Source organism: Jiangella endophytica (genome assembly GCF_003427025.1).
Classification (GTDB): domain Bacteria; phylum Actinomycetota; class Actinomycetes; order Jiangellales; family Jiangellaceae; genus Jiangella; species Jiangella endophytica.
Window position 1 is genome coordinate 414,786 of sequence record NZ_QVAI01000001.1, and the last position, 25,239, is coordinate 440,024.

21 protein-coding genes are annotated in these 25,239 nt (G+C 73.5%); 8 read left to right on the forward strand and 13 right to left on the reverse strand.

What is annotated here, in order from left to right; genetic code table 11:
* Position 1 precedes the first annotated feature (1 nt).
* Genes mtnK through DZA62_RS02040 form a run of 7 tightly spaced genes read right to left on the reverse strand, consistent with a single transcriptional unit; the run spans position 2 to position 7,750 of the window.
* The gene (mtnK, locus tag DZA62_RS02010) at positions 2-1,183 is read right to left on the reverse strand and encodes an S-methyl-5-thioribose kinase (RefSeq protein ID WP_116947086.1); all 1,182 of its coding nucleotides are present in this window, start codon (positions 1,181-1,183) and stop codon (positions 2-4) included.
* A complete protein-coding gene (locus DZA62_RS02015) occupies positions 1,180-2,160 on the reverse strand; it encodes a nucleoside hydrolase (RefSeq protein WP_116947087.1) in 981 nt (326 codons plus the stop codon). Before DZA62_RS02015 ends, mtnK begins: the two co-directional genes overlap by 4 nt.
* On the reverse strand, positions 2,157-3,188 hold the full coding sequence (locus DZA62_RS02020) for a s-methyl-5-thioribose-1-phosphate isomerase (protein ID WP_116947088.1): 1,032 nt from the start codon (positions 3,186-3,188) through the stop codon (positions 2,157-2,159). Before DZA62_RS02020 ends, DZA62_RS02015 begins: the two co-directional genes overlap by 4 nt.
* Complete coding sequence (locus tag DZA62_RS02025; protein WP_116947531.1) at positions 3,185-4,081, reverse strand: ABC transporter permease; 897 nt, start codon at positions 4,079-4,081, stop codon at positions 3,185-3,187. Before DZA62_RS02025 ends, DZA62_RS02020 begins: the two co-directional genes overlap by 4 nt.
* Before the next feature lie 2 nt (positions 4,082-4,083).
* Positions 4,084-5,160, reverse strand: a complete 1,077-nt coding sequence (locus tag DZA62_RS02030; protein ID WP_116947089.1) for an ABC transporter permease — start codon at positions 5,158-5,160, stop codon at positions 4,084-4,086.
* Entirely contained in the window at positions 5,157-6,707 is a 1,551-nt protein-coding gene (locus DZA62_RS02035; protein ID WP_116947090.1) for an ABC transporter ATP-binding protein, read from the reverse strand. The genes DZA62_RS02030 and DZA62_RS02035 overlap by 4 nt, the downstream gene beginning before the upstream one ends.
* Positions 6,704-7,750: a BMP family ABC transporter substrate-binding protein gene (locus DZA62_RS02040; protein ID WP_116947532.1), complete on the reverse strand. Its 1,047-nt coding sequence runs from the start codon at positions 7,748-7,750 to the stop codon at positions 6,704-6,706. Before DZA62_RS02040 ends, DZA62_RS02035 begins: the two co-directional genes overlap by 4 nt.
* Positions 7,751-7,956: 206 nt before the next feature.
* Here DZA62_RS02040 and DZA62_RS02045 point away from each other — a divergent pair, with 206 nt between their 5' ends.
* Positions 7,957-9,141 carry an acyl-CoA dehydrogenase family protein gene (locus DZA62_RS02045; RefSeq protein WP_198663324.1) on the forward strand — a complete coding sequence of 395 codons (1,185 nt, stop codon included), beginning with the start codon at positions 7,957-7,959 and terminating at the stop codon, positions 9,139-9,141.
* 6 nt (positions 9,142-9,147) lie between these two features.
* Here the strand turns inward: DZA62_RS02045 and DZA62_RS02050 are convergent, their stop codons facing one another.
* Positions 9,148-9,726, reverse strand: a complete 579-nt coding sequence (locus DZA62_RS02050; RefSeq protein ID WP_198663325.1) for a 1,2-dihydroxy-3-keto-5-methylthiopentene dioxygenase — start codon at positions 9,724-9,726, stop codon at positions 9,148-9,150.
* A gap of 135 nt (positions 9,727-9,861) precedes the next feature.
* Between DZA62_RS02050 and DZA62_RS02055 the strand changes: the two genes are divergently transcribed.
* On the forward strand, positions 9,862-11,004 hold the full coding sequence (locus DZA62_RS02055) for a pyridoxal phosphate-dependent aminotransferase (RefSeq protein WP_116947093.1): 1,143 nt from the start codon (positions 9,862-9,864) through the stop codon (positions 11,002-11,004).
* Position 11,005: 1 nt separating this feature from the next.
* Here the strand turns inward: DZA62_RS02055 and DZA62_RS02060 are convergent, their stop codons facing one another.
* A complete protein-coding gene (locus DZA62_RS02060) occupies positions 11,006-11,512 on the reverse strand; it encodes a TetR/AcrR family transcriptional regulator (RefSeq protein ID WP_116947094.1) in 507 nt (168 codons plus the stop codon).
* Between the two features lie 54 nt (positions 11,513-11,566).
* Here DZA62_RS02060 and DZA62_RS02065 point away from each other — a divergent pair, with 54 nt between their 5' ends.
* Together DZA62_RS02065 and guaB are read left to right on the forward strand one after the other, a co-directional pair.
* A complete protein-coding gene (locus tag DZA62_RS02065; protein WP_116947095.1) occupies positions 11,567-11,914 on the forward strand; it encodes a VOC family protein in 348 nt (115 codons plus the stop codon).
* A gap of 194 nt (positions 11,915-12,108) precedes the next feature.
* Positions 12,109-13,623, forward strand: coding sequence for an IMP dehydrogenase (gene guaB, locus DZA62_RS02070; protein WP_232827221.1), 1,515 nt, complete (start codon positions 12,109-12,111; stop codon positions 13,621-13,623).
* Here the strand turns inward: guaB and DZA62_RS02075 are convergent.
* A complete protein-coding gene (locus tag DZA62_RS02075; RefSeq protein WP_116947097.1) occupies positions 13,605-14,264 on the reverse strand; it encodes a TetR/AcrR family transcriptional regulator in 660 nt (219 codons plus the stop codon). The two genes, guaB and DZA62_RS02075, sit on opposite strands and share 19 nt — an antisense overlap.
* An 83-nt stretch (positions 14,265-14,347) precedes the next feature.
* On the opposite strand from DZA62_RS02075, the gene DZA62_RS02080 reads away from it, so the two are divergent.
* From DZA62_RS02080 to DZA62_RS02095, 4 genes are all read left to right on the forward strand, one after another.
* Positions 14,348-15,295 (forward strand): NAD(P)-dependent alcohol dehydrogenase, encoded by a 948-nt coding sequence (locus tag DZA62_RS02080; protein WP_116947098.1) that lies wholly within the window; start codon positions 14,348-14,350, stop codon positions 15,293-15,295.
* Positions 15,296-15,320: 25 nt separating this feature from the next.
* Positions 15,321-16,430 (forward strand): GuaB3 family IMP dehydrogenase-related protein, encoded by a 1,110-nt coding sequence (locus tag DZA62_RS02085; protein WP_116947099.1) that lies wholly within the window; start codon positions 15,321-15,323, stop codon positions 16,428-16,430.
* 167 nt (positions 16,431-16,597) lie between these two features.
* Entirely contained in the window at positions 16,598-18,166 is a 1,569-nt protein-coding gene (locus tag DZA62_RS02090) for a succinic semialdehyde dehydrogenase (RefSeq protein ID WP_116947100.1), read from the forward strand.
* A gap of 130 nt (positions 18,167-18,296) precedes the next feature.
* The gene (locus DZA62_RS02095; protein WP_116947101.1) at positions 18,297-19,259 is read left to right on the forward strand and encodes a type IV toxin-antitoxin system AbiEi family antitoxin domain-containing protein; all 963 of its coding nucleotides are present in this window, start codon (positions 18,297-18,299) and stop codon (positions 19,257-19,259) included.
* A gap of 43 nt (positions 19,260-19,302) precedes the next feature.
* Here DZA62_RS02095 and DZA62_RS02100 read toward each other — a convergent pair whose 3' ends face one another.
* The 3 genes from DZA62_RS02100 to DZA62_RS02110 form a co-directional block, all read right to left on the reverse strand.
* The gene (locus DZA62_RS02100) at positions 19,303-21,105 is read right to left on the reverse strand and encodes an ABC transporter ATP-binding protein (protein ID WP_116947102.1); all 1,803 of its coding nucleotides are present in this window, start codon (positions 21,103-21,105) and stop codon (positions 19,303-19,305) included.
* The gene (locus DZA62_RS02105) at positions 21,102-22,808 is read right to left on the reverse strand and encodes an ABC transporter ATP-binding protein (protein ID WP_116947103.1); all 1,707 of its coding nucleotides are present in this window, start codon (positions 22,806-22,808) and stop codon (positions 21,102-21,104) included. The genes DZA62_RS02100 and DZA62_RS02105 overlap by 4 nt, the downstream gene beginning before the upstream one ends.
* A 76-nt stretch (positions 22,809-22,884) precedes the next feature.
* Positions 22,885-25,233, reverse strand: a complete 2,349-nt coding sequence (locus DZA62_RS02110; RefSeq protein WP_116947104.1) for an OmpL47-type beta-barrel domain-containing protein — start codon at positions 25,231-25,233, stop codon at positions 22,885-22,887.
* Positions 25,234-25,239 lie beyond the last annotated feature (6 nt).

Below are 25,239 nucleotides of genomic sequence, written 5' to 3' on the forward strand. Positions count from 1 at the left end.
GTCACGGTGTCTCCAGGCCCACGGCGGGCAGGTCGATCGGGTCGGTGATCCAGCCGACGGCGGCGGCCAGCACCCGGCGCTGGGTGGCGGCGCGGACGCCGTCGGGCAGCGTCGTGAGGTCGGCGGCATGCGAGTAGCCGGCCACCCGCCGGACCGCCTCGATGCCGGCGAAGCCGACGGCCTCGCGACGGATGCGGGCCAGCCAGTGGTCCAGGTAGCCGTCGGGGTAGGCCGGGTCGGCGCGGGACGGCCAGCGGGTCCGCCAGACCCGCTCGAACGCCGCCCAGCTCGCGGCGACCCCGGACTGCCGGGCCGCGCCGACCGCGTCCAGGCCGACGGCGTGCGCGGCGGCCGCGGCGATGGCCAGGTTCGCCCACCACAGTCCGAGGTCGAAGCCGATCGGGCCGACGAAGGAGAACTCCGGGTCGAACACCTTGACGACGTCGGCGCCGTCGCGGCGGCCGACCATGACCGAGCCGCTGTGCAGGTCGCCGTGGATCAGCGCCTCGGCCCGGGTGCTGAACACGTAGCGCAGCTCCGCCACCGCGGCCCGCAGCTCGTCGTTCGCGTACATCGCCTCCACGTCGGGGCGCAGTGCCGGGTCGAACCGGTTGTGCTCGTGCGGCCGGTACGGCTCGTCCAGCAGCACGTCCAGCGTGAGCCGGCACAGGTCGGGGTTGACGGCGGCCGCCGTCAGCTCGGTGCGCTGGGTCGTGGTCAGGCCGAGGTCGCCGGTGGCGAACGTCAGCTCGCCGACGAACCGGCCGACCGCCGCGCCGAGCTCCGCGGCGCCGGGCTCGCCCACGCGGTCGACGAACACGTCGCGCAGCACGCGCAGATCGGAGAGGTCCTCCATGACCAGCGTGTACGCCGGCGCGTCGAACGCGTGCACCACGGGCACGACGTCGGGAACCAGGTCGGTCAGGTACCGGTAGGCGCGGGCCTCCGAGGCGATCCGCTCCGGGCTGGCCGGCCAGTCCGGCCCGGCGACCTGCACCCACGGCGGCGCCTGCTTGACCGCCACGCCGCGGCCGCCGGCCCGGGCCACGAAGACCCGGTTCATGTTGCCGCCGGTGACGTCGCGGACCTCGGCGGGCCCGTCGCCGAGCAGCCGGTCCAGGCCGGAACGTCGCAGGTAGGCCAGCACGTCGCCGGCCTCCAGCAGCGGGTACGTCGCGGTCACCGGGTCGGCTCGCCCCCGGCCGCGAGGATCCCCACGAAGTCGGCCAGGAACGCCTCCCGGTTCACGTCGGTGACGACGACGGTGTCCGGCGCCGGCTCCGCGGGCCAGGCGACCGGCCCGCCGTCCGCCGTCTCCATGAGGTGCGCCCGCACGAAGAAGCCGTCGGTCGTGATGTTCACCGGGCCGGTGCGGCCGGCGGTGATCCAGTCCGGCTGCAGCAGCAGCGCCGCGGCCAGCCCGTCGTGCGCGGGCGAGACCCGGCGGCCCCACGCGTACCGGTAGAAGTCCATGTACGACTCCAGCACCGCCGCGGAGAACTCGCCCCACGTCGTGCCGGACTCGTGCAGCCGGCGCACGGCGGACTCGTCGACGATCGTCGTCGCGGTGACATTCACGCCGACGCTGACCAGCCGGTTGCGCGGCGCGCTCATGACCCGCCGGGCCGCCTCGGGGTCGTTGTGGATGTTCGCGTCGACCATCTGCACGACGCCGAGCGGCGGGAACGGGCCCGACCCGCCCATGATCACCACCGACCGGTACAGCGTCAGCAGGTCGGGCTCGATCTCCAGCGCCAGCCCGAGGTTCGTCAGCGGGCCGACCGGCAGCAGGTCGTAGTAGCCGGGGCGGTCGCGGGCGAGGTCGACGAGGTACTGCGCGGCGCTGCGGTCGACGATGTTCCGCGGTGGCTTCTTGTCCGCGATCACGTCGCCCAGGCCGTCGACGCCGTGCACGTGCGACGCGATGCGCGCCTCGCCCTCGATCGGGCCGGCGGCGCCGACGGCGACCGGGACGTCCGGCAGCCCGGCCAGCTCCAGCACGTATCCGACGTTCGGCACGACGGCGTCGATCGGGGTGTTCCCGTAGACGGTCGTGACGGCGGCGAGGTCGACGTCGGGCCGCCCGGCCAGGTACAGCAGGGCCAGCGCGTCGTCGATGCCGGTGTCGGTGTCGTAGACGACGTGACGGGTCTCGGTCATGCCTCTCCTGTCGTGACGTAGTCGGCCAGCCGGCCCGGTTCGAACGCGCCCCGGTCGGTGACGACGCGCGTCACCAGGTCAGGCGGCGTGACGTCGAACGCCGGGTACCACGCCTCGGTGACCAGCGGCGACGCCGTTCGCCGGCCGAGGGTCTCGAGCACCTCGGCGGGATCGCGCTCCTCGACGACGATGTCCGCTCCGGTCGGCGTCGTGGGGTCCGGCGCCTGCACGAGCGCGTAGAACGGCACCCCGAAGCGCGCGGCCGCCGCGGCCAGCCCGAGCGTGCCGACCTTGTTCGCGACCGAGCCGTCCATGGCGACCCGGTCGGCGGCGGTGACCAGCGCGTCGACCCGGCCCGACGCCAGCGCCGCGGCGCCCATCGAGTCGGTGATCAACGTGACGTCCTGGCCCATCTCCGCCAGCGTGTGCGCGGTGAGCCGGGCGCCCTGCAGGTAGGGCCGGGTCTCGGTGGCGGTCCAGCGATAGCGCCGGCCCAGCTCGTCGGCCGCCCGGACCAGCTCGATGAGGTAGCCGTCCATCCAGCAGTGCGTCAGCACACGGGCGCCGTCGGGCAGCAGCCGAGCGGTGTGCCGGCCGAGTGCGTGGCTGCGCGTCCGGTACGTCTCGTCCGCACGCTGGGCAGCGGCGACGGCGGCGGCGACCAGCTCGGCCGTGGTCGCGGCTCCGGAGGCGGCGGCCAGGACGCTGTCGACCACCTCGCGCGGATGCGCGTTCGTCGGCCGGGCGGTCGCCAGCGCCTCGCCGGCGGCTCGCAGCCGTGCCCGCGCGTCGTCGAGCCGGAGACCGGCGGCCTGGCGTGCCGCCAGCGCCATCCCGGCCGCCGCGGCGTAAGCGGGACCGGACGACTGCGTCACCATGTCGCGGATGGCCGCGGCGACGTCCTCGGGCGTCTTGCACGTCACCCAGGAGACCTGTGCGGGGAAGACCCGCCGGTCCAGGACGGTGACGCCGTCGCCGTCGGCGGCCGGCACGACCGAGCGGTCGAGGACGGGCACGGGGAGCGTCACACCGCCACCTCCCGGGTCCGGCGCAGCCAGCGCAGCCGGGTGGCGACCAGGACCAGCAGCGTGACGATGTACGGTGCGGCGTCGGCCAGCTGCTGCGGCGCGCCGACCCCTTGCAGCCGGAACCCGAACGCCTCGGCGGCGCCGAAGCCGACGCAGGCGACCAGGACCCAGGCCGGCCGGCTGGCGGCGAGCATGACGGCGGCGACGGCGATCCAGCCGCGGCCGGCGGTCATGTTCTCGGTGAACACGGTGACGTTGCCGAGCGCCAGCTGGGCGCCGGCCAGCCCGCACAGCGCGCCCGCCGCCAGCACCACCGTCGTCCGGTAGGCGGTGACGTCGACGCCGAGACTGCCGGCCGCCTCCGGATGCTCGCCGACGCCGCGCAGCCGCAGCCCGGTCGCGCTGCGGCTGAGCCAGTACGCCAGCGCCAGCGCCAGCACGATCGCCAGCGGCACGAGCGGCGATTGCCGGGCCAGCACGTCGCCGACCACCGGGACGCCGTCGAGGAAGGTCATGCGGTGCAGACCCTGCAGGTCCGGCGGCGAGAACGTCCCGGACACGTCGAACAGCACCCGGATGCCGAACCCCGTGAGCCCGACCGCCAGCAGGTTGACGCCGATCGCGACGATGATCGGGTCGGCCGCCCACCTGGCCGACCCGACCGCCAGGATGGCGCTGAACGCCGCGGTGCTGACCAGTGCGATCAGCACGCCCACCCACGCGCTGCCGGAGTAGTGCGAGCCGACGACGGCGGCGAACGCGCCCCACAGCATCTGGCCCTCGAGGGCGATGTTGAACACGCCGGCCTGCGCGCACAGCGCGCCGCCCAGGGCGGCCAGCAGCACGGGCGTCGCGGCCATCAGCACGGCCGCGACGAAGCTCCACTCCAGCACGTTCACGTGGTGGCCCTCCCCGTCCGGGCGCGGCGCGCCTCGACCACCGTCCGCAGCGCCAGCACGATGATCACGACGGCCTGCAGCACCTCGGAGAGCTGGCGCGGCACGTCCGCGTCGCGTTCCATGCCCGCGCCGCCGACCTGCAGGATCGTGAAGACCGCGACGGTCAGCGGCAGCAGCAGTGGCCGGCCGCCGGCCAGCAGCGCCGCCGCCACCCCGGCGAACGTGTAGCCGGGCGCGGTCAGCGCGCCGTCGATGAACCGGTACGGCGGCGACAGCACCATGACCGCGCCGACGACGCCGGCGACGGCGCCCGCGGCGGCCATCGCGCCGAGGTTCAACCGGCCGATGTGCACACCGCCGTAGGCCCCGAACCGGCGGTTCGCGCCCAGCGTGCGCAGCTCGAAGCCGACCGCCGTTCGCGAGTCGACCAGCCAGAACACCACCAGCACGAGCAGCACCAGCACGAGGCCCACGTTGGCGTAGCGCAGGTCGCCGAGCGTGCCGAGGTGCGCGGCATCGGGCAGTCGCGGCGTCTGCGAGACGCCGGAACCGGTGTCGGTCATCCGGAACCGCACCAGGTACGACCCGAACGCGACGGCGATCGGCGACAGCAGCAGCGTCGAGATGATCACCGGGATGCCGAGGCGTTCCGACAGCGGCGCGGAGATGGCGGCGAACAGCCCGGCGGCGACGGCGCCCGCGAGGACCGCCGCGACGACCAGCAGCGCGCAGGGCAGCGGCGCGTAGAGCCCGACCGCCGCCGCGGTGATGCCGCCGAGCACCAGCTGCCCGTTGCCGCCGAGGTTGTACTCGCCCATCCGCAGCGGGATCGCGAAGACGATCGCCATGCCGAGGATCAGCCCGAACACCGAGAGCGTGTAGTCGAGGTTGTCCGTCGCGAGCGCGCCCTCGACCACGCCCGTATAGGCCCGGACGGGATCGATGCCGGACGCGACCATGATGACCGCGCCGATCAGCACGGCGACGAGGACGGCGCCGACCGGGACGACCGCGGGGTGCCGGACGGCCGCCCGGAACAGCGGCGGCTTCGGCGCGGCGTCGACCGTGCTCATGCCCGGACCGCCTGGTCAGCGCCGGACATCGCCGCGCCGATGTTCTCCGGGGTGGCGTCGGATCGGGCGAACTCCGCGACCACCCGGCCGCCGAGCATCACCAGGATCCGGTCGGCCAGGGCGAGCAGTTCGCTGATCTCGTGCGAGACCAGCAGCACGCCGTGCCCGTCGTCGCGGTAGCCGATCAGCCGCCGGTGGATGGCCTCGATGGCGCCGATGTCGACGCCCTGTGTCGGCTGCTCGGCGATGAGCAGTGGCGCCTCGTGCGCCAGTTCGCGCGCGACGACCAGCTTCTGCGCGTTGCCGCCCGACAGCGAACCGACCGGCAGCTGCTCCGAGGCGGTGCGGATGTCGAAGTCGGCGATCAGCTCCTGGGCGCGGGCCCGCATGGCCCGGCCGGACAGCAGGCCGCGCCGCCGTCCGGACGAGGCGCCGATGGGCGGGGTCCGGTGGTGGCCGAGCGCCAGGTTCTCGGCGACGGACATGGTGATCGCGGTGCCTTCGCCGCGGCGGTCCTCCGGGATGGCGGCGACGCCGAGGGCGCGGCGCTCGCGGACCGAGGCGTCCGTGACGTCGACGCCGGCGATGCGGATGCTCCCGGCAGCGGCACGGTGGGTGCCGAGCAACGTTGCGACGAGGTCGTGCTGGCCGTTGCCGGACACCCCGGCGATGCCGACGATCTCGCCGCGCCGCACGGTGAGGGAGACGTCGCCGACGAGCGTCCGCTCGCCGTCGCTGACCGCGAGGTGCTCGACCTCCAGCACCGGCTCGCCCGGCTCGCCCCGTCCGGTGTTCTGGGCGGGCACGACGTCGCGGCCGGTCATCGCGGTGACCAGCGCGGCGGCGGTGGTGTCCGCCGTCCGCACGTGTGCGGTGACGACGCCGTCGCGCAGCACGGTCACCTCGTCGCTGACATCGAGCACCTCGTGGATCTTGTGCGTCACGAGGACGACCGTGGCACCGTCGTCGGCGGCCCGGCGGATCACGGCGAACAGCGACCGCACCTCGCCCGGGGTGAGCACCGCCGTCGGCTCGTCGAGGATCAGCACCTCGGCCTCGCGGTGCAGCGCCTTGAGGATCTCGACCCGCTGCCGTGCGCCGGCCGGCAGCGTCCCGACCCTGGCGCCCGGGTCGACCGCCAGGCCGTAGCGGCCGGCCAGCTCCGTGACGCGCGCGGACGCGGCGGCTCGGTCGAGCAGCGAGCGCCGGAGCCGGCCGGACCGGCGCGGCTCCTGGCCCAGCACGACGTTCTCGGCCACGGTCATCGAGTCGAACAGCTTGAAGTGCTGGTGGACCATGCCGAGCCGCTCGGCGATCGCGTCGAGCGGGCTGGCGAACTCGACCCGGCGGCCGTCGCGCAGGATGTGGCCGGTGTCAGGCCGGTACAGCCCGTACAGGATCGACATCAGCGTGGACTTGCCGGCGCCGTTCTCGCCCATGACGGCGTGCACGCTGCCGCGGCGGAGGGTGAGGTCGACGCCGTCGTTCGCGACGACGGCGCCGAACCGCTTCCCGATGCCGACCAGCTCGACCGCGGGCGTCGTCATCCCGCGGCGACCGGGTCCTCGACCACGATGTCCCCGGCGACGATCTGGTCGCGGACGGCGGCGACCTGCTCGAGGACGTCGGGGTGGTCGGCGATGAGGCACCCGCTGTCCTCGACGCCCTCCTGCAGGCCGGTCAGCCCGACGCCGTCCTCGGCCAGGCCGTAGGACTTGTTGCCGCCCGCGTCGCCGCCGAGGATCTCCTCGACCGCGGACTCCAGCGCGACGTCGACCCGCTTGATCGAGTTGTCGACGATGGTGCCCGGCTGCTCCGGGCACTGGTTGGTGTCGACCCCGAACGCGAAGACGCCGTTCTCCGCCGCCGCCTCGAAGACGCCGGGGTTGCCGCCCGACGCGGCCGCGTTGATGTGGTCGGCGCCGGAGCCGGCGACGATCTCGGCCTGCGCCTTGGCCCGGGGCGTGTCGCCGAACGGGTTCTCGCCGCCGACGTACTGGACCGAGGTGGTGACCGCCGGGTTCACGCTCTGCGCGCCGGCGAAGAACGGGTCGATCCAGCGGTGGATGAACGGGTCGTCCAGCGCCGCGACCGCGCCGACCGCGCCGGTCTGCGTCAGCAGCCCCGCCTCGACACCGGCCAGGTAGTTCGACTCGTGCTCCCGGAAGACCGCGCAGGTGAGGTTCTCGGGCTGCTCCTGCGGGCAGGCGTCGATCAGCAGGAACTGCTGGTCCGGGTTGTCGACCGCCGACGTGGAGAACTGGTCCTGCACGCTGAACGAGACACCGATGACGATGTCGACGCCGTCGCGCACCGCCGCGTCGATGTTCTGCTGGATACTGGCCGGGTCGGTGCTCTCGTAGACGTCGACCGTGGCGTCGTTGGCGGCGCCGGCCGCCTCCGCACCGTCGCGGGCCAGGGCCAGGAAGTTGTTGGAGCCGATCGGCGTCGGCGTGATGAGGACGAGGCTCCCGCCGCCCTCGCTCGCGGTGCTGCCGCTGTCGCCGTCGTCGGACGAACAGCCGGCCGCGACGGCGAGCAGCAGAGCGGACGCGGTCGCGGCGAGCCCGGTGCGGGCAGACTTCTGCATGCGGCTCATGATACGAGACCGCCATCTCATACTCTGGCGGGTGGGCCCGGAATGACCACGTTGAGTGGGGTCGCTCCCGCTTCCCCAGGCATGCATGCCCGGGGAAGCGGGAGAACGCCTAGGCCAGCTGACCTGGGTGGATACTACTGGCTATTCATATCGGCAAGATCGGAAAAGTCAGAAGAACGGGACATGAGGGGACGAACGTGACCGGATCCGGTGTGGAAGCGTTCCAAGGAGCGGCCCGGAAGGTCGCCGAGGCTCTGGCGGCCGACGCCGTCGTCCGCGACGAGGCCAATCGGGCGCCGTTCGCGGAGGTGTCGGCGCTGCGCGACGCGGGGCTGCTGGACGCACTGGTCCCGTCCGGGCTGGGCGGGCAGGGGCGGAGCTGGTCGGACGTGCTGTCCGCCGTGCGCCCGATCATCCGCGCCGACGCGTCGATCGGGCACGTGCTGACCTACCACTACCTGAACTCGTGGCGCATCCGGCTCAACTCGCGGCCCGGCGTGATCGACGAGCTCGAGCGGGCGTCCGCCGCGAACCGGTGGTTCTGGGGCGGGGCCGGCAACCCGCGCGACGCCGCCCTGGACCTGGTGCCCGACGGCGACGGCTTCCGGGTGACGGGGCGGAAGTTCTTCGCCACCGGCGCCCAGGTGGCCGACCGCATCACGGCCAGCGGGACCCGCGTCGACACCGGCGAGAAGCTGGCGATCGTGATCGACGGCCGCGCCGAGGGCGTCACCCACCACGACGACTGGGACAACCTGGGGCAGCGGCTCTCCGCGTCGGGCTCGGTGTCGTTCGACGCGGTGCGGGTGCCGGACGCGCAGGTACTGGGGACGTCGGGGCAGGCCGGCGCGGCCTTCCAGCCGTACCCGTCGCTGTCCATCCTGTTCTTCCAGCTGGTGCTGGCGCACCTGCACGTCGGGATCGCCGAGGGCGCGCTGGCCACCGCGTCGGAGTACGTGCGGACGAAGGTGCGTCCGTGGGCGACGTCCGGTGTCGAGCTGGCGACGGAGGACCCGTACCTGCTGGAGATCACCGGTGAGCTGGTGTCGCAGACGGCCGCCGCCGACGCGCTGACGTGGCGGGTGACCCGTCAGGCGGAGGGCGCGGTGGCGCGCGGGTGGGACCTGACCGAGGCCGAGCGCGGCGAGCTGGCCGTCGACATCGCGACGGCCAAGGTCGCGTCGACGCGCGCCGTCAACGAGGTGACCTCGAAGGTGTTCGAGCTGACCGGCGCCCGCGCGACCACCCGCGCGACCGGGTTCGACCGGTTCTGGCGCAACGCCCGCACCATCACTCTGCACGACCCCGTGGTCTACAAGGCACGTGAGGTCGGCGCCTACACCCTCAGCGGCGCGACGCCGACCCCCAGCAACTACAGCTGACCGGGGTCAGCCGCCGACCGGCGTGGCGGCGATCTGGTCGTAGGTCGGGAAGCGCGAGGAGATGTCGCTGCCGGTGAAGTCGCCGACCCAGCCGTCCTCGTCGTGGAAGAAGCGCACCGAGACGTATGCGGGCGACGTGCCCATGTCGAACCAGTGCGTGGTGTCGGCGGGGACCGAGATGAGGTCGCCGGCCTCGCAGAACACGGCGTGGACCTTGCCGTTCGCGTGCAGGTAGAAGATGCCGGAGCCGGCGGCGAAGAAGCGGTCCTCGTCGTCGTCGTGCTGGTGCTCCTGGAGGAACTTCTGCCGCGCGGCGGGCGCCTTCTCGTCGTAGTCGTCCTGCGACGGGTCCAGCCGCAGCACGTCGACCAGCGTGTAGCCCTCCTTGGCGATGACGTCGTCGACCTCGGAGCGGTACGCCTCGAGGACGTCGTCCTGGGTCGGGTCGTCGGGGAGGTCCTGGAGCTCCCAGCGGGCGAACCGTGCGCCGAGGGCCGCGAGCTCGGCCGTGATCTCGGCCAGATCGGTGGTGTCGAGCGCGGGGGCGCTGGGGTCGGTGTCGTTCCACACGGTCAAGCGGCTCACGGTGCCTCCTCGTCGGATCTCGCATCCATTGTGCCTCTGCCAGGTGTCCAGCGGGTGGTGACGTCGGTCATGCCGATCGCATAGTGAGTTACCGTGCATTCCGTGCCACCACGCCGACCCGCGCTCGTCGAGCGGATGCGCCCGTTCACGTCGACCATCTTCGCCGAGATCACGGCGCTGGCGACGCGCACCGGCGCGATCAACCTCGGCCAGGGCTTCCCGGACACCGACGGCCCGGCGCAGATCCTCGACGCCGCGAGCACGGCGATCCACGGCGGCCACAACCAGTACCCGCCCGGTCCCGGCGTGCCGGTACTGCGCGAGGCGATCGCCCGCCACCAGCGCCGGTTCTACGGCCTCGACGTCGACCCCGACACCGAGGTGCTGGTCACCGCGGGCGCCACCGAGGCCATTGCGGCCACGATCCTGGCGCTGTGCGAGCCGGGCGACGAGGTGGTCACGTTCGACCCGGTCTACGACTCCTACGCCGCGTCCATCGCGCTGGCCGGCGCCGTCAAACGCACCGTCACGCTGCGCTGGCCGGACTTCGCGATCGACGAGGCCGAGTTGCGCGCCGCGTTCGGGCCGCGCACCCGGGTCGTCCTGGTCAACACGCCGCACAACCCCACCGGCAAGGTGTTCGGCCGCGCCGAACTGGAGCGCATCGGCGCGCTGGCCCGCGAGCACGACGCCGTCGTCGTCACCGACGAGGTGTACGAGCACCAGGTCTACGACGACGCCGTCCACGTACCGGTCGCGACGCTGCCGGGACTGGCCGACCGCACGGTCACGATCTCGTCGGCCGGCAAGACGTTCTCCGTCACCGGCTGGAAGGTCGGCTGGCTGCACGGGCCGGCCGAGCTGGTCGCCGCCGCGCGCGCCGTCAAGCAGTTCCTCACGTTCGTCAGCGCCGGGCCGCTGCAGCCGGCCGTCGCGACCGGCCTCGACCTCGGCGACGACTTCTACACGGACCTCGCGGGCGGGCTGCAGGCCAAGCGCGACCTGCTGATCGAGGGCCTGACGGCGGCCGGGCTGGCGGTGTCGGTGCCGCGCGGGACGTACTTCGTGGTGGCCGACGCCGCGCCGCTCGGGTTCGCCGACGGCATCGAGTTGTGCCAGCGGCTGCCCGAGCTGATCGGTGTCGCGGCCGTGCCGGTCTCGGTCTTCCACGACGACCCGAAGGCGGCGCCGTCGCTGGTCCGGTTCGCGTTCTGCAAGCGCGACGAGGTGCTGCACGACGCCGTAGAGCGGCTCAGCCGGCTCTCGTCGCTGGTGTAGCTCAGGCCAGCACGAACTCCAGCGCCGCCCGCACGCCGGCCGCCGGGGCGCCGTCGGCGACCTCGAGCAGCGCCGCCCGCCAGGCCGCGACCAGCGGCACCGCCGCGACGCGGACGTCGCCGGGCAGCAGCGCCGCCAGCGTGTCGCGCACCGGGTCGGCCGCCGGGTCCGGCGCGGTCTCGCCGAGCAGCCGGCACACGCCGAACCGCACCGTCGCGTCGAAGGCCACCAGTAGCGCCGCGCGCGCCGCCGCCCGGCCCGGCCCGCCGACCGCGCCGGCCGCCCCCTCCATGCGGTCGGTGATGCGTTTCTCCAGGTCGTCGCGGACGACGGTGTAGAGGCCGAGCTTCGACCCGAAGTGGTGGTAGAGCGAGCCGGTCGTGACGCCGGCCTTCGACGCCAGCTCGGTGACGGTGGCCGCCTCGAAGCCCGCCTGCTCGAAGTGGTGCATGGCGGCCTCGATCAGCCGGGCCTTCGCCGACCCGGGGACGGGGATCCACTCCTCCATGAGAATCACCGTAACACGTTGACGGCTAGGCATAATGTCGTTACGGTCGGCGGCATGAAGCTCTCCTACATCTACGTGTCAGTGCCGGACCTGAAAGAGGCGCTCGGCTTCTACCGGGACGAGCTGGGTCTCGACGAAGCGTGGCGCGAGGGCGACGGCACCGTCGCCTTCCAGCTGCCGAACTCGCCCATCCAGCTGATGGTCGACGTGCCGCCGGACTCCGGTGCGAACTGGTCGACCGGCCCGTTCTACGAGGTCGACGACCTCGAGAAGTTCATCGCCGAGCACAGCGGCTTCACCTGGGTCGGCGAGCCGACCGAGATCCCCGGTGGCCGGTCGGCCTCGTTCCGCGACCCCGGCGGCAACATCATGCACGTGTTCGACCAGACCGCCCCTGAGTGACCGCCTCACGGGAGCGCCCGCCGAGCCGTCACGGCCGGCGGGCGCGGGGTACGGCGATCCGCGCAGGCGCGGCAGCGCGCGCTGACCTGGCCGGGGTGACGACGAGCACGCCGGAGTGGGCGGCACGACGGATGGGCGCGGGACTACCCTGGGGGAAACCCCGGCTGCCGACTCAGGAAAGTGTCATGGACCCCATGCAGTCCGCCCTGTCCGACTCGTTCGCGCCTCTCGCCCTGACCTTCGACGACGTCCTGCTCCTGCCCGGTGAGTCCGACGTCATCCCGAGCGACGTCGACACCACCTCGCGGGTCTCGCGCAACGTCTCGGTCAGCATCCCGTTGCTGTCCAGCGCCATGGACACCGTCACCGAGTCGCGCATGGCCATCGCCATGGCCCGGCACGGCGGCCTGGGCGTGCTGCACCGCAGTCTGTCCATCGAGGACCAGGCGCACCACGTCGACCTCGTCAAGCGGTCCGAGTCGGGCATGGTCACCGACCCCGTCACCATCGGCCCCGAGGCGACGCTGGCCGAGATGGACCGCATGTGCGGCCAGTACCGCATCTCCGGGCTGCCGGTCACCGACGACGACGGCAAGCTGCTGGGCATCATCACCAACCGCGATATCCGGTTCATCCCGTCGGCGGAGTTCGATGAGCGCCGGGTGCGCGAGGTGATGACGAAGGAGCCGCTGGTCACCGGCCCCGTCGGCATCAAGTCCGACGACGCGTTCGCGCTGCTGGCCAAGCACAAGATCGAGAAGCTGCCGCTGGTCGACGACGCCGGCCGGCTCAAGGGGCTCATCACCGTCAAGGACTTCGTGAAGTCCGAAGAGTTCCCCAACGCCACCAAGGACGCCGAGGGCCGCCTGGTCGCGGCCGCCGCCGTGGGCTTCTTCGGCGACGCCTGGGAGCGGGCCATGACGCTGGTCGAGGCGGGCGTCGACGTGCTCGTCGTCGACACCGCGCACGGCCACACCAGCGCGCTGCTCGACGTCGTCCGCCGGCTCAAGGCCGACCCCGCCGCCCGCGGCGTCGATGTCATCGGCGGCAACGTCGCCACCCGCGCGGGCGCGCAGGCGCTGGTCGACGCCGGCGCCGACGGCATCAAGGTCGGCATCGGGCCGGGCTCCATCTGCACCACCCGCGTCGTCGCCGGCGTCGGCGTCCCGCAGGTCACCGCCATCCACGAGGCGGCGCTGGCGGCCAAGCCGGCCGGCATCCCCGTCATCGGCGACGGCGGCCTGCAGTACTCCGGCGACATCGCCAAGGCCCTCGTGGCCGGCGCCGACACCGTCATGCTCGGGTCGCTGCTGGCCGGCGTCGCCGAGAGCCCGGGCGAGCTGATCTTCATCAACGGCAAGCAGTTCAAGTCCTACCGCGGCATGGGCTCGCTCGGCGCGCTGCGCAAGCGCGGCGCCGAGACCACCGGCTCGCGCGACCGGTACTTCCAGGCCGACGTCGCCAGCGACGACCAGCTCATCCCCGAGGGCATCGAGGGCCAGGTGCCGTTCCGCGGCCCGCTCGGCGGCGTCACGCACCAGCTGGTCGGCGGGCTGCGGCAGTCGATGTTCTACACCGGCGCTCGCACCATCCCCGAGCTGCAGGAGCGCGGCCGGTTCGTCCGCATCACGTCGGCCGGGCTCAAGGAGTCGCACCCGCACGACATCCAGATGACGGTCGAGGCGCCGAACTACTCCTCGCGTCGCTGAGCCAGCCGGTCGGTGAGGGCGTCGAGGACGAGTTCGAGGCCGTACTCGAACTCGTCGCCGTAGCTGTACTCGCGGCCGACCACCTGCTCCTGGATCAGCTCGACCAGGTGCGGGTACTCGTCCGCGGGCAGCAGCGACTGCATCTCGTCGACCATCTCCTCGGCCCCGCCGGGGCTGTCGAACGGCAGGTTCAGCTCGGTCAGCACGAAGCCGTACACGTAGGCGTCGATCGCGGAGAACGCGTGCGCCGCCAGGGCCGGCGAGAACCCGTTGCGCCGCAGACAGCCGAGCACGGTGTCGTGGTGCCGCAGCAGCGACGGCACGGGGGTGCGGCGCGACTCGACCAGCCCCAGTGACCAGGGGTGCCGAGCCAGTGTGTCCCTCGCGGACGCGGCCCGGCCGGCCATGGCGGCGCGCCACGGGTCGTCCAGGGCGGGCAGTCGGATCCGGGCGAAGATCCAGTCGGCCAGGCCGTCGAGCAGGTCGTCCTTGCCGCCCAGGTGGTGGTACAGCGACATCGCCTCGACGCCCAGCTCCCTGCCCACGTTGCGCATGCTCACCTGCGCGAGCCCGCCACGATCGGCCACCTGCACGGCCGCCGCGACGATCCGCTCGCGGGACAGGGCTGCGCGTGCGCTCATCTCTCACCTCGTTCGGGTCTTGCCCGCCTTACGGATGTAAGGCTATCGTTTCGCTGAGACTTACGGGTGTAAGGGGGCACACCATGAAGGCAGCGGTGATCGATCGGTACGGCCCGCCCGACGTCGTGCGCGTCGCCGACGTCCCACGACCCGAGCCGAAGCCGGGCCAGGTGCTCGTCCGGGTGCACGCGGCGGCGGTCACCTCGGGCGACGCCCGGCTGCGGGCGGCCCGCTTCCCCGCGGGGTTCGCGCCGTTCGCGCGGCTGGCGTTCGGCGTGTTCCGGCCCCGGCGGAAGGTCCTGGGCAGCGCCTACTCCGGCGTGGTCGAGGCCGCCGGCTCCGCCGTCACGCGGCTGAAGGCGGGCGACGAGGTCTGCGGCATGATGGGCGCGCGCATGGGCGCGCACGCGGAGTACGTGACCGTGTCCGCCGAGAAGGCCGCGCTGAAACCGGCCGCCGTCAGCCACGACGACGCCGCCGGCCTGCTGTTCGGCGGCTCGACGGCGCTGTTCTTCCTGCGCGACAAGGCGCACGTGTCGGCCGGGCAGACGGTGCTGGTCAACGGCGCGTCCGGCGCCATCGGCACGAACGCCGTCCAGCTGGCCCGGCACTTCGGCGCGACGGTCACCGGGGTCACCAGCCGCGCCAACGCCGCCCTGGTGACCGAGCTGGGCGCCGCCCACGTCGTCGACTACACCCGCCACGACATCGCCCACACGGCCGAGCGCTACGACGCCGTGCTCGACACCGTCGGCAACCTTTCCATCAAGGCCGGCCGGGCGCTGCTGACGCCGTCGGGCCGGCTGCTGGTGGCCGTCGGGAGCCTCGGCGACACCGTCCGCGCCCGCGGCAACGTCGTCGCCGGCGTCGCCCTGGAGCGCCGCGAGGCCTTCGAGTACCTCCTCGGCATGGTCGCGGCCGGCGAGCTCACCGTCGTCATCGACGAGGTGTACGACCTCGCCGGCATCGCCGCGGCATACGCCCGCGTCGACACCGGCCACAAGGTCGGCAACGTCCTGTTACATCCGTGACGAGGCGCTCCGATATCCTCTGCGGGTGGCGGAGATCGAGATCGGCCGTGGCAAGCGCGGCCGCCAAGCATATGCCTTCGACGACGTGGCGATCGTGCCCTCGCGGCGCACCCGCGACCCCGAAGAGGTGTCCACGCACTGGCAGATCGATGCCTACCGGTTCGAGATCCCGCTGCTGGCGGCGCCGATGGATTCGGTCATGTCGCCCGCGACGGCCATCGAGCTCGGGCGGGCCGGCGGGCTGGGCGTGCTCGACCTCGAGGGTCTGTGGACCCGGTACGACGACCCCGAGCCGCTGCTCGAGGAGATCGCCGGGCTCGAGGAGGGCAAGGCGCTCAACCGGCTGCAGGAGATCTACTCCGCGCCGGTGCGCGAGGACCTCATCGCCGACCGGCTGCGCGAGATCCGCGACGCCGGCGTCACGGTGGCCGGCGCGCTGTCGCCGCCGCGGGTGAAGCGCTACCACCAGGCCGTCATCGACGCCGGGGTCGACATCATGGTCATCCGCGGCACGACGGTGTCCGCCGAGCACGTCTCCGGCCGGGCCGAGCCGCTGAACCTCAAGCAGTTCATCTACGAGCTGGACGTCCCGGTCATCGTCGGCGGCTGCGCCACGTACCAGGCGGCCCTGCACCTCATGCGCACCGGCGCGGCCGGCGTCCTGGTCGGCTTCGGCGGCGGCTCGTCGCACACCACCCGCTCGGTGCTCGGCCTCACCGTCCCCATGGCGACCGCCGTGGCCGACGTCGCGGCGGCGCGGCGCGACTACCTCGACGAGTCCGGCGGCCGGTACGTCCACGTCATCGCCGACGGCTCGATCGGCCGGTCCGGCGACATCGCCAAGGCCATCGCGTGCGGCGCCGACGCCGTCATGGTCGGCTCGCCGCTGGCCCGGGCCACCGAGGCACCCGGCCGCGGCTGGCACTGGGGCTCGGAGTCGCACCACGCCGACCTCCCGCGCGGCGAGCGGGTGCACGTCGGCAGCATCGGGCCGCTGTCGGAGATCCTGGGCGGGCCGTCCTACCTCGCCGATGGTTCGATGAACATCGTCGGCGCGCTGCGGCGGGCCATGGCGACCACCGGCTACACCGAGGTCAAGGAGTTCCAGCGGGTCGAGGTCACCATCCTGCGCTGACGCGGCCGGCCGCCCGTCCGCGCGAGGGTGGGGAGTTCTCTTCGGAGCTGTTGGCGGAGGCGCCAACCGTGGGCACGTGCGTCTACAGGCCCGGAACGTGTCCGGGGTGGGCTGGACCGCGTCAGGTCCGCGGGCACCGCGTCGGTCCGGGTCGTAGGCTGGCCTCGATGAGCAGCACAGTCAGCGTCGACGCCGTCGTCGACCGCGCCCTCCTCGACCGCCTGACCGATCGCGTCGTCGCCCGCCCACGAGCCGACCGCGTCGCCACCGTCGCGCCGTTCAGCGGCACCCCGCTGGCCGAGGTGCCGCTGTCCACCACCGACGACGTCGCCACGGCGTTCGCCGCGGCCCGCGACGCCGCGCGCTGGTGGGCGGCCCGGCCGGTCGCCGAGCGGGCCCGCATCATCGGCCACGTCCACGACCTCGTGCTCGACCGCCGCGCCGAGATCGCCGACCTCGTCCAGGCCGAGGGGGGCAAGGCCCGGCGCGACGCGTTCGAGGAGGTCGCCGACGTCGCGCTGGCGGCCCGGTACGTCGCCGTGCGTGGCCCGCGGGTGCTGCGCGAACGACGCCGGCTCGGACTCCTGCCCGGGCTGACCCGGGCCATCGAGGGTCATCGCCCCAAGGGCGTCGTCGGGGTCATCTCGCCGTGGAACTACCCGCTGACGCTGGCCATCTCCGACTGCCTGCCCGCGTTCGTCGCCGGCAACGCCGTCGTGCACAAGCCCGACTCCCAGGCCATGCTGACGGCGCTGCTGGCGCGGTCGATCGCGATCGAGGCGGGGCTGCCGGAGGCACTGTGGCAGATCGTCTCCGGTGACGGCCCGGTCATCGGCGGCGCCGTCGTCGAGCACGCCGACTACGTGTCGTTCACCGGGTCCACCGCCACCGGCCGGGTGGTCGCGGCGCGGCTGGGCGAGCGGCTCGTCGGCGCGTCGCTGGAGCTGGGCGGCAAGAACCCGTTGATCGTCCTCGACGACGCCGATCTCGACCGTGCCGCCGAGGCCGCCGTCCGGGCCTGCTTCTCCAACGCCGGCCAGCTGTGCATGTCGATGGAGCGGCTGTACGTCGCCGCGTCGGTGCGCGACCCGTTCCTCGAGCGGTTCCTCGCCCGGGTCGAGTCGATGCGGGTCGGCCCGGCGTTCGACTACTCGTGCGACATGGGCTCGCTGATGTCGCAGGACCAGCTCGACAAGGTCCGCGCCCACGTCGACGACGCCGTGGCGAAGGGCGCGCGGGTGCTGTCCGGCGGCCGGGCCCGGCCCGACCTCGGTCCCTGGTTCCACGAGCCGACCGTGCTCGACGGCGTCCGGCCCGGCATGCTCGCGGCCGACGTCGAGACCTTCGGCCCGGTCGTCTCCGTCTACCCCGTCATGTCCGACGACGAGGCCGTCGAGCTGGCCAACGACACTCCGTACGGACTGAACGCCAGCGTGTGGACCTCCGACCTGCGTCGCGGTGTGGCCCTTGCCCGCCGCCTGCGCTCCGGCGTCGTCAACGTCAACGAGGGCTACACCGCGGCCTGGGGCAGCCACGACCTCCCCATCGGCGGCATGGGCGCCTCCGGCCTCGGCCGGCGGCACGGCCGCGAGGGCATCCTGCGCTACACCGAGCCGCAGGCCATCGCCGTCCAGCGGGTGCACAACCTCGCCCCGCCGGCCGGTTTGTCCTACGACACCTTCACCGAGGCCATGGCCAAGTCTCTGCGCGTCCTGCGGCGCATCGGCCGCGCCTAGCCCATGATCATGTTCCCTCGCGGTCGCTGAGGCGCCGCGAGGGAACATGATCATGGGACTGTGGGCCAGGTTGTCCACAGATCGCCGAGCGCCGACGCGCCGGGCGACGATCGGCGGAACCATCGTGTCCATGGACCTGCCGCCGCAGTACGAAACCCTGGGCCTGCGCGAGCTGCTCGCTCGGCAGCGGGGTGTGGTCTGCGCCGGACAGCTCCGCCGCCTGGGCCTGGACTCCCGTGTCGCGCGGCGCTGGGTCGCGACGGGGCGCTGGCAACGGCCGCACCCTGGCGTCTTCGCGGTCTTCAGCGGCCCGTTGGACCGAGCCGCGCAGATCTGGGCCGCCATTGTCTGGGTGACGCCGGATGCTGTGGCGAGTCACTCGACCGCTGCCGAGCTCGACGAGCTGACCGGGCGCGTCGACGATCGTGTCCACGTCACCGCGCCGGTCGGCCGGCGGGTCCGTGGGCGGGCCGACGGCGTCGTCGTCCACTACGCCCACCGGCTCCCGCTGACGCGCCACCCGACGGCGAACCCGCCACGGACGCGACTCGACGACACCGTCCTCGACCTCGTCGACGTCGCGACCCGCGCTCGCGACGTCGAGTCCTATGTGACGATGGCGGTTCAGAAGCGGCTGACCACGTCACCACGGCTGGCCGCCGCCCTGTCGCGGCGCAGGAAGATCCGCTGGCGGGCGATGGTCGAGGCGATGCTCGTCGATGTCGCCGAGGGCGCGCAGTCGCCGTTGGAGCTCCAGCACCTGCGCGCCGTCGAGCGGGCGCACCGGCTGCCGCGAGGATGCCGCCAACGCCGTCGTGCCGGCGCGCGCGTCATCTGGATCGACGTGGACTACGAGCCGTTTCACACCAGGGTGGAGCTGGACGGCCGCGTCGGCCACGACGGAGAGGGTCGCTTCCGCGATCGTCACCGCGACAACGCCGCGACGGTCAGCGGAGCATGGACGTTGCGCTACGGACACACCGAGGTGTTCGGTGAACCGTGCCGGGTCGCTCAGGAGCAGGCTCGGGTGCTGCACGATCGGGGCTGGGCCGGTCGCCCCCGGCCATGCGGAGCCGACTGCCCACTCCCATGATCATGTTCCCTCGCGGTCGCTGAGGCGCCGCGAGGGAACATGATCATGGTCGGCGGGCCGCGTCGGCCGAGGAGGGCGACCCGTGCCAGGACTCCCAGAGCGCCGCGTAGGCGCCGCCCTCGGCGACGAGCTCGTCGTGCGAGCCGAGCTCGGCGATCTGGCCGCCCTCGACGACGGCCACGCGGTCGGCGTCGTGGGCGGTGTGCAGGCGGTGGGCGATCGCGATGACCGTGCGGCCGTGCAGCACCGCCGACAGAGACCGCTCCAGGTGCCGGGCCGCCCGCGGGTCGAGCAGCGACGTCGCCTCGTCGAGGACCAGCGTGTGCGGGTCGGCGAGGACGATGCGGGCCAGCGCGATCTGCTGCGCGAACGCCGGGCCGACCGGGTGACCGCCGGAGCCGACGACGGTGTCGAGGCCCTCGGGCAGCGCGTCGGTCGCCTCGAGGGCGTCGACGGCGGCCAGCGCGCGGCGCAGGTCGTCGTCGGAGGCGGACGGCGCCGCCAGCGCGAGGTTGTCGCGCAGCGTGCCGACGAAGACGTGGTGCTCCTGGGTGACCAGCACGACCTCGCGGCGCAGGCGGTCGACGTCGAGGTCGACCAGCGGCACGCCGCCGACGTCGACCCGGCCGGCGCGCGGCGGGTGGATGCCGGCCAGCAACCGCCCGAGCGTCGACTTGCCGGCACCCGACGGCCCGACCATGGCCAGCCGCTCGCCGTGCGCGAGGTCGAGCGACACCCCGTGCAGGACGTCCTGGCCCTCGACGTAGGCGTAGCGCACGTCGGACGCCGCGATGTCCTCGCCCGCGGGCAGCGCGCCGGTGGGCGCGCGGTCGGGCGGCACGTTGGCGATGCCCACGACCCGCGCGAACGACGTCAGCCCGACCTGCAGTTCGTCGAGCCACGAGACCAGGCGGTCGACGGGGTCGACGATCTGCACCATGTACAGGACCACCGCCGTCACCTGGCCGACGGTGGCGTGGCCGGCCGACGCCAGCCAGGCGCCCCAGGCCAGCGTGGCCACCACCGGCAGCACGTACGCCATCTCCGCGGTGGGGAACCAGACGCTGCGCAGGAACAGCGTGCGCTTCTCGGCCGCGAACGCCTCGCGCAGGTCGTCGTCGGCCCGCGTGACCCGGACGTCGCTGAGGCCGAGCGCCTCGATGGTGCGGGCACCGTCGACGGTCTCGGTGATGGTGCCGTTGATGGTGGCGTACGCCGCCCGCTCCCACAGGTAGCCGGCCCGCGCGCGGTTGAGGTACCAGCGGGTGCCGGCGATGAGCAGCGGCGCGCCGACGATGGCGCCCAGCGCCACCAGCGGCCCGGCGAACACCGCGGCCGCCAGCGTGAGCACCGTGGTGACCACCGCGACCAGGATCTCCGGCACCGCGAACCGCACGGTCCGTGACAGCGCGTCGATGTCGCCGGTGGTGCGCGCGACGAGGTCGCCGGTGCCGGCCCGCTCGACGGTGGACAGCGGCAGGCTCAGCACCCGGGCGATGAACGTCTCGCGCAGCTCGGCGAAGACCCGTTCGCCCAGGATCAGCGACCGCCGGATGGCGACGCGGGTCAGCAGTGCCTGGACGACGATGCAGCCGGCCAGCACCGCGGCCAGCACGTCGACCCGGGTCTGCGAGCCGTCGCGGGTGACGGCGTCGACCATGCGGCCGAGCAGGAACGGCCCGGCCAGCCCGGCGGCGGCCGCCAGGACGTGCACCACCAGCGCGATGGTCAGCGCGGAACGGTGCCGGCGGAACAGCCGGCCGGCCTCGTGCCGGACCTCGGCGGGCGTCGCGACGGGCAGCGCGCCCGCGGGCGTGGGGCCGGCCGACGGCGTGCTCGTGCTCATTCCGGGTCCTCCTCTCGGGTGACGGTGCGGCGGTAGGCGGGGGTGGTGCTCATCAGCTGGTCGTGGCTGCCGGTGGCGACCAGCTCGCCGTCGTCGAACCAGACGACGGTGTCGGCCTTGGCCAGCATGAGCGGGCTGGCGGTGACGACGACGGTGGTGCGCCCGGCGCGGGCGTCGCGCAGCCGGCCGGCGATGGCCGCCTCGGTGTGCGCGTCGACGGCGCTGGTCGGCTCGACCAGCACCAGCACCTCGGGCTCGCGCACCAGCACACGCGCCAGCGCGACCCGTTGCCGTTGCCCGCCGGACAGCGACCGGCCGCGCTCCTCGACGGTGGCGTCGAGGCCCTCGCGCAGCGTCTCGAGGACGTCGCCGGCCGACGCGGCGCGCATGGCCGCGGTCAGCTGGGTGTCGTCGTGCCGGCCGTAGGGGTCCAGCCCGCCGCGCAGCGAGCCGGTGAACAGCGTCGGCTCGGGGTCGCTCACCACGATGCGGCGGCGGACCTCGTCGACCGTCAGCCGATCGAGCGGGACGTCGCCGAGCCGCACGCCGTTGCCCGGCACCAGCCGGCCCAGCCGGTCGGCCAGCGCCGCGGTGAACCCGGGCTCGTCGGCGACCAGCATGGTGAGCGAGCCCGGCTCGACCCGCAGACCGGTGGCGTCGTCGACCAGCACGCCCGGCGGCGCGGACGGTGTGTCGGTGGCGTCGTCGGGCACCTCGCGCTCGACCGCCAGCACCGCGAGCACCCGGCGCGCGGCGACCACGGCCCGGGTGGCCGCGAACGCCATCTCGCCGGCCGTGCGCACCGGCATGAGCAGGAAGAACGCGTAGCCGTACAGCGCCACCAGCGCGCCCGGCTCGATGTCGCCCCGCAGCACCAGCCGCGCGCCGACCCAGGTCAGCAGCACCAGGAACACCCCCGGCAGCAGCACCAGGACGGCGTCGAGCAGTGCCTGGGTGCCGGCCAGCCGGACGCCCGCCGCGCGCACCGTCTCGGATCGCTCGGCATAGCGGCGGATGAACACCTTCTCGCCGCCGATGCCGCGCAGGACCCGCAGGCCGGCGACGGTGTCGGCGCCGAGCGCGGTGAGGTCGCCGAGCGCCTCGCGCTGGCGCCGCTGGCGTTCCTGCAACGGGCGGATCAGCGGGCCCATGGAGACGACCAGCAGCGGCACCCCGATGAGCACCATGAGTCCGATGGACGTGGACGTGTTCAACACGATGAGGGCCACGACGACGTAGGACACGAGGGCGCCGACGAACCGCGGCACGACCTCCATCATGTGGCCGATGTGCATGGAGTCGCTGGACACCGTGGCCACGACCTCGCCGGTGGACATGGACTTCGGCACCGCCGGGCCGCCGCGGGCGGTGTGCCGCGAGACCAGCTGGATGACCCGGAACGCCGAGTACAGCCAGTTGGCCACGGACGCGCGGTGGCGCATGACACCGGCCAGCGCCTGCAGCACGCCCAGACCGGCGACGAGCGCCGCCCAGCGGGCGGTGCTGCTGGAGTCGTCGGCGACGATGCCGTCGATGCCGTGTCCGATGCCCCACGGGATGAGGGCCTGCGAGACCATCCAGACGACGCCGAAGAAGCCGCCGACGAGGAGGGTGCGCCACTGTGCCCGCGCCAGCCAGGTCAGGAACCTGGCGCGGGAGCGGGTGTCGGGGATGCCGGGGTCGGCGTAGGGAAGATCGCGCACGACATACCACGGTACGAACAGTGAAGGCCTTGTCGCACCTGGTTTTCCGCGCCGGTGAGATCGCTGCCCGCGCTGGTCAGCGACCGAACCGCGGCCGGGCCACGAGCCGCTCGACGACGGCCGCCACATTGCCGGCCCGGTCCGCCGCCCTGACGTCGACGGTGTGCCGCCCGGGCCGTAGCCGGACCGGATCCGTGTACGTGGTCCACGGCCCGCCGTCCAGCCGGTACCTGATCTCCGCCACTCCGAGGCCGGCGCCGTCGGACGCGGTCAGTTCCAGGTACGGCCGCCAATCGCCCTCGATGTGCCCGACACCGAGCTCGACGGAGGGCGGCGCGGTGTCGGCGGCGGGCGGCGTCCAGCGGAACAGCTCCGGTCCGGACGCCATCGCGAGGTCGCCGTCGTCGAGCACGGTGAACGACGAGTACGCGAACGCGCCCAGGTCCTCGGCGGCGCCGGTCGCGCCGTAGACCCGGTGCAGCCGGCCGCCGACGGACACGTACACCGCGTCGGCGCCGGGGGTCGTCTCGACGATGCCGGCCTGGTGCGGCCACGTCTTCGCGCCGGGCGGCACCGGGTCGCCGAGCTGGACGGTGCGCAGCGTCGCCCCCGTGGCCGGGTCCAGCTCCAGCAGTGCCGAGCCGGCCAGCGTCCACAGCCGCCCGGCCGCGTCGACCGTCGTCGCGACGTAGCTCGGCGCGCCCGGCAGCGGCGAGACCTGCCAGCGCACGTCACCGCCGACCGGGTCGAACGCCAGCACCGTCCCCTCGGTCTGTACGGGCTGCGGGCTGCCGGTGCCGCCGTACACCCAGGTGCCCGCGTAGACCGTCGCGCCGTCGGGCGAGGCCGCCAGCGAGGTCAGCGCGCGGTCCGGCGCGAGGTCGTCGAGGAACCGGGTCTGCCCGGTCGCACGGTCGGACACCGCGACCGCGCCGCCGAACGTCGAGCCCTTGGGCCCGGTCGCCGCCACCACGACGTCGTCCAGCGGCAGCAGCGCGAACACCCGGTCCTGCGGGTTCGCCGTGTGCTGCCTGAAGTCCCACAGCTTCACCGGGTTGACGGGCGTCCCGGGCGGCCCGGGCGCGTAGTCGGGGTCGTTGAAGGCCGCGTCGGGGTCGTAGCGGTAGCCGCGCGCGTCCGGATAGGCGCCGACCCACACCGAGTCGCCGTCGTCGTACAGGTACTCCGTCTGGGAGAACCGGTTGAACCGGGACTCGCCGGTCGCGGTGTCGACGCGCGCGAACCCCCCGAGGAAGCCGCCGGCCCACACGCCGCCGCCGGACGCCGCCGCCAGCGACACGATCTCGATCGGCTCGCCGGGCACCGCCGTCGGCACGACCTCGCCACGGCCGGTCTGTGGGTTGTACCGCCACAGCTCGCCGCGCCAGAAGAAGCCGACGAGGGTCAGCCCGGGCCACTCCGGGTCGCCGAGGTCGGCCCAGCCCACGGCGCGATAGTTGTAGACCCGCCCCTCGTAGCGCAGCGACGTGGGGGCGACGGCGCCCGTGGCCGGGTCCCACGCCGTGAGCGCGTTGTTCCGCATGACGTACAGCTCGCCGTCCGGGCCGGGCGTGGGCAGCTCCAGTCCGGCGACGGTGTCCAGCGACGCGCCCCAGGTCCCGGTCGCGGGGTCGTAGGCGTAGAGCGGCGCGTACTTGATGTCGGTGCCGATGCGGACGTAGAGCCGGTCGCCGGCGACGTTGATGTCGAGCACCGAGGTCAGCTCGTTGCCCGGGTCGGACTCCGGTGGCAGTGCGATCTCGCGTTGCGCGCCGGTGACCGGGTCGACCTCGAACAGGTGCGGCCGGGTCATCGTGCCGACGTAGATCCTGCCGCCGTGGGACCCGATGGTCCTGGCCTGCTGGGTGTCGGTGGCGACCTGGCCGTAGTCCTGGAACGCGCCGGTGTCCGGGTCGTAGGCGTAGAGGCGGGCGCCGGGGTAGGTGACGCCGTAGATGCGGCCGTCCGGTCCCTCGGTGAGGTCCCACGCGAACGTCTGGCCGGGCGCGACCTGGCCGAGGTCCTCGACGGCTTCGGCGCCCCACGGCAGCCGGTACAGGTGGCCGTTGCCGTTCCCGCTGATGTACACGTCGCCGCCGTCGAGCGTGATGACGCTGTACGACGAGCTGGCGCCGGGCAGCGGCGTGGACAGCAGGATCTCGCCGGTGCGCGCGTCGGCGGCGGTCAGCCGGGCCGGCTCGCCGTTGGTGACGCCGTAGACCGTCGGCACGCCGTCCGGCGTCGTCGCCACGGCGCCGCCGATCAGGTTGACGTCGCTGAGCGGCGCTCCGAGCGGGACGGGGCCGGCGGCGGGCTCCGCGGCTGGCTCAGCGGCTGGCTCAGCGGCGTCTGCCGCGCCGGCCGGCGGGGCGGAGCCGACGGCGGCAACGGCGATCAGGGCGGCGGCGAGCAGCGGGCGGCGCATCGGGAC

What these genes read in the sequence shown, in the direction of transcription:
- DZA62_RS02065 (WP_116947095.1), top strand. Translation starts at nt 11,567, where the DNA reads ATGAAGCTCTCCTACATCTACGTGTCAGTGCCGGACCTGAAAGAGGCG.
- DZA62_RS02110 (WP_116947104.1), bottom strand. Translation starts at nt 25,233, where the DNA reads ATGCGCCGCCCGCTGCTCGCCGCCGCCCTGATCGCCGTTGCCGCCGTC.
- DZA62_RS02030 (WP_116947089.1), bottom strand. Translation starts at nt 5,160, where the DNA reads ATGAGCACGGTCGACGCCGCGCCGAAGCCGCCGCTGTTCCGGGCGGCC.
- DZA62_RS02035 (WP_116947090.1), bottom strand. Translation starts at nt 6,707, where the DNA reads ATGACGACGCCCGCGGTCGAGCTGGTCGGCATCGGGAAGCGGTTCGGC.
- DZA62_RS02080 (WP_116947098.1), top strand. Translation starts at nt 14,348, where the DNA reads ATGAAGGCAGCGGTGATCGATCGGTACGGCCCGCCCGACGTCGTGCGC.
- DZA62_RS02040 (WP_116947532.1), bottom strand. Translation starts at nt 7,750, where the DNA reads ATGCAGAAGTCTGCCCGCACCGGGCTCGCCGCGACCGCGTCCGCTCTG.
- DZA62_RS02075 (WP_116947097.1), bottom strand. Translation starts at nt 14,264, where the DNA reads ATGAGCGCACGCGCAGCCCTGTCCCGCGAGCGGATCGTCGCGGCGGCC.
- DZA62_RS02055 (WP_116947093.1), top strand. Translation starts at nt 9,862, where the DNA reads ATGCGCCCGTTCACGTCGACCATCTTCGCCGAGATCACGGCGCTGGCG.
- DZA62_RS02095 (WP_116947101.1), top strand. Translation starts at nt 18,297, where the DNA reads ATGGACCTGCCGCCGCAGTACGAAACCCTGGGCCTGCGCGAGCTGCTC.
- guaB (WP_232827221.1), top strand. Translation starts at nt 12,109, where the DNA reads ATGCAGTCCGCCCTGTCCGACTCGTTCGCGCCTCTCGCCCTGACCTTC.
- DZA62_RS02090 (WP_116947100.1), top strand. Translation starts at nt 16,598, where the DNA reads ATGAGCAGCACAGTCAGCGTCGACGCCGTCGTCGACCGCGCCCTCCTC.
- DZA62_RS02100 (WP_116947102.1), bottom strand. Translation starts at nt 21,105, where the DNA reads ATGAGCACGAGCACGCCGTCGGCCGGCCCCACGCCCGCGGGCGCGCTG.
- DZA62_RS02015 (WP_116947087.1), bottom strand. Translation starts at nt 2,160, where the DNA reads ATGACCGAGACCCGTCACGTCGTCTACGACACCGACACCGGCATCGAC.
- DZA62_RS02060 (WP_116947094.1), bottom strand. Translation starts at nt 11,512, where the DNA reads ATGGAGGAGTGGATCCCCGTCCCCGGGTCGGCGAAGGCCCGGCTGATC.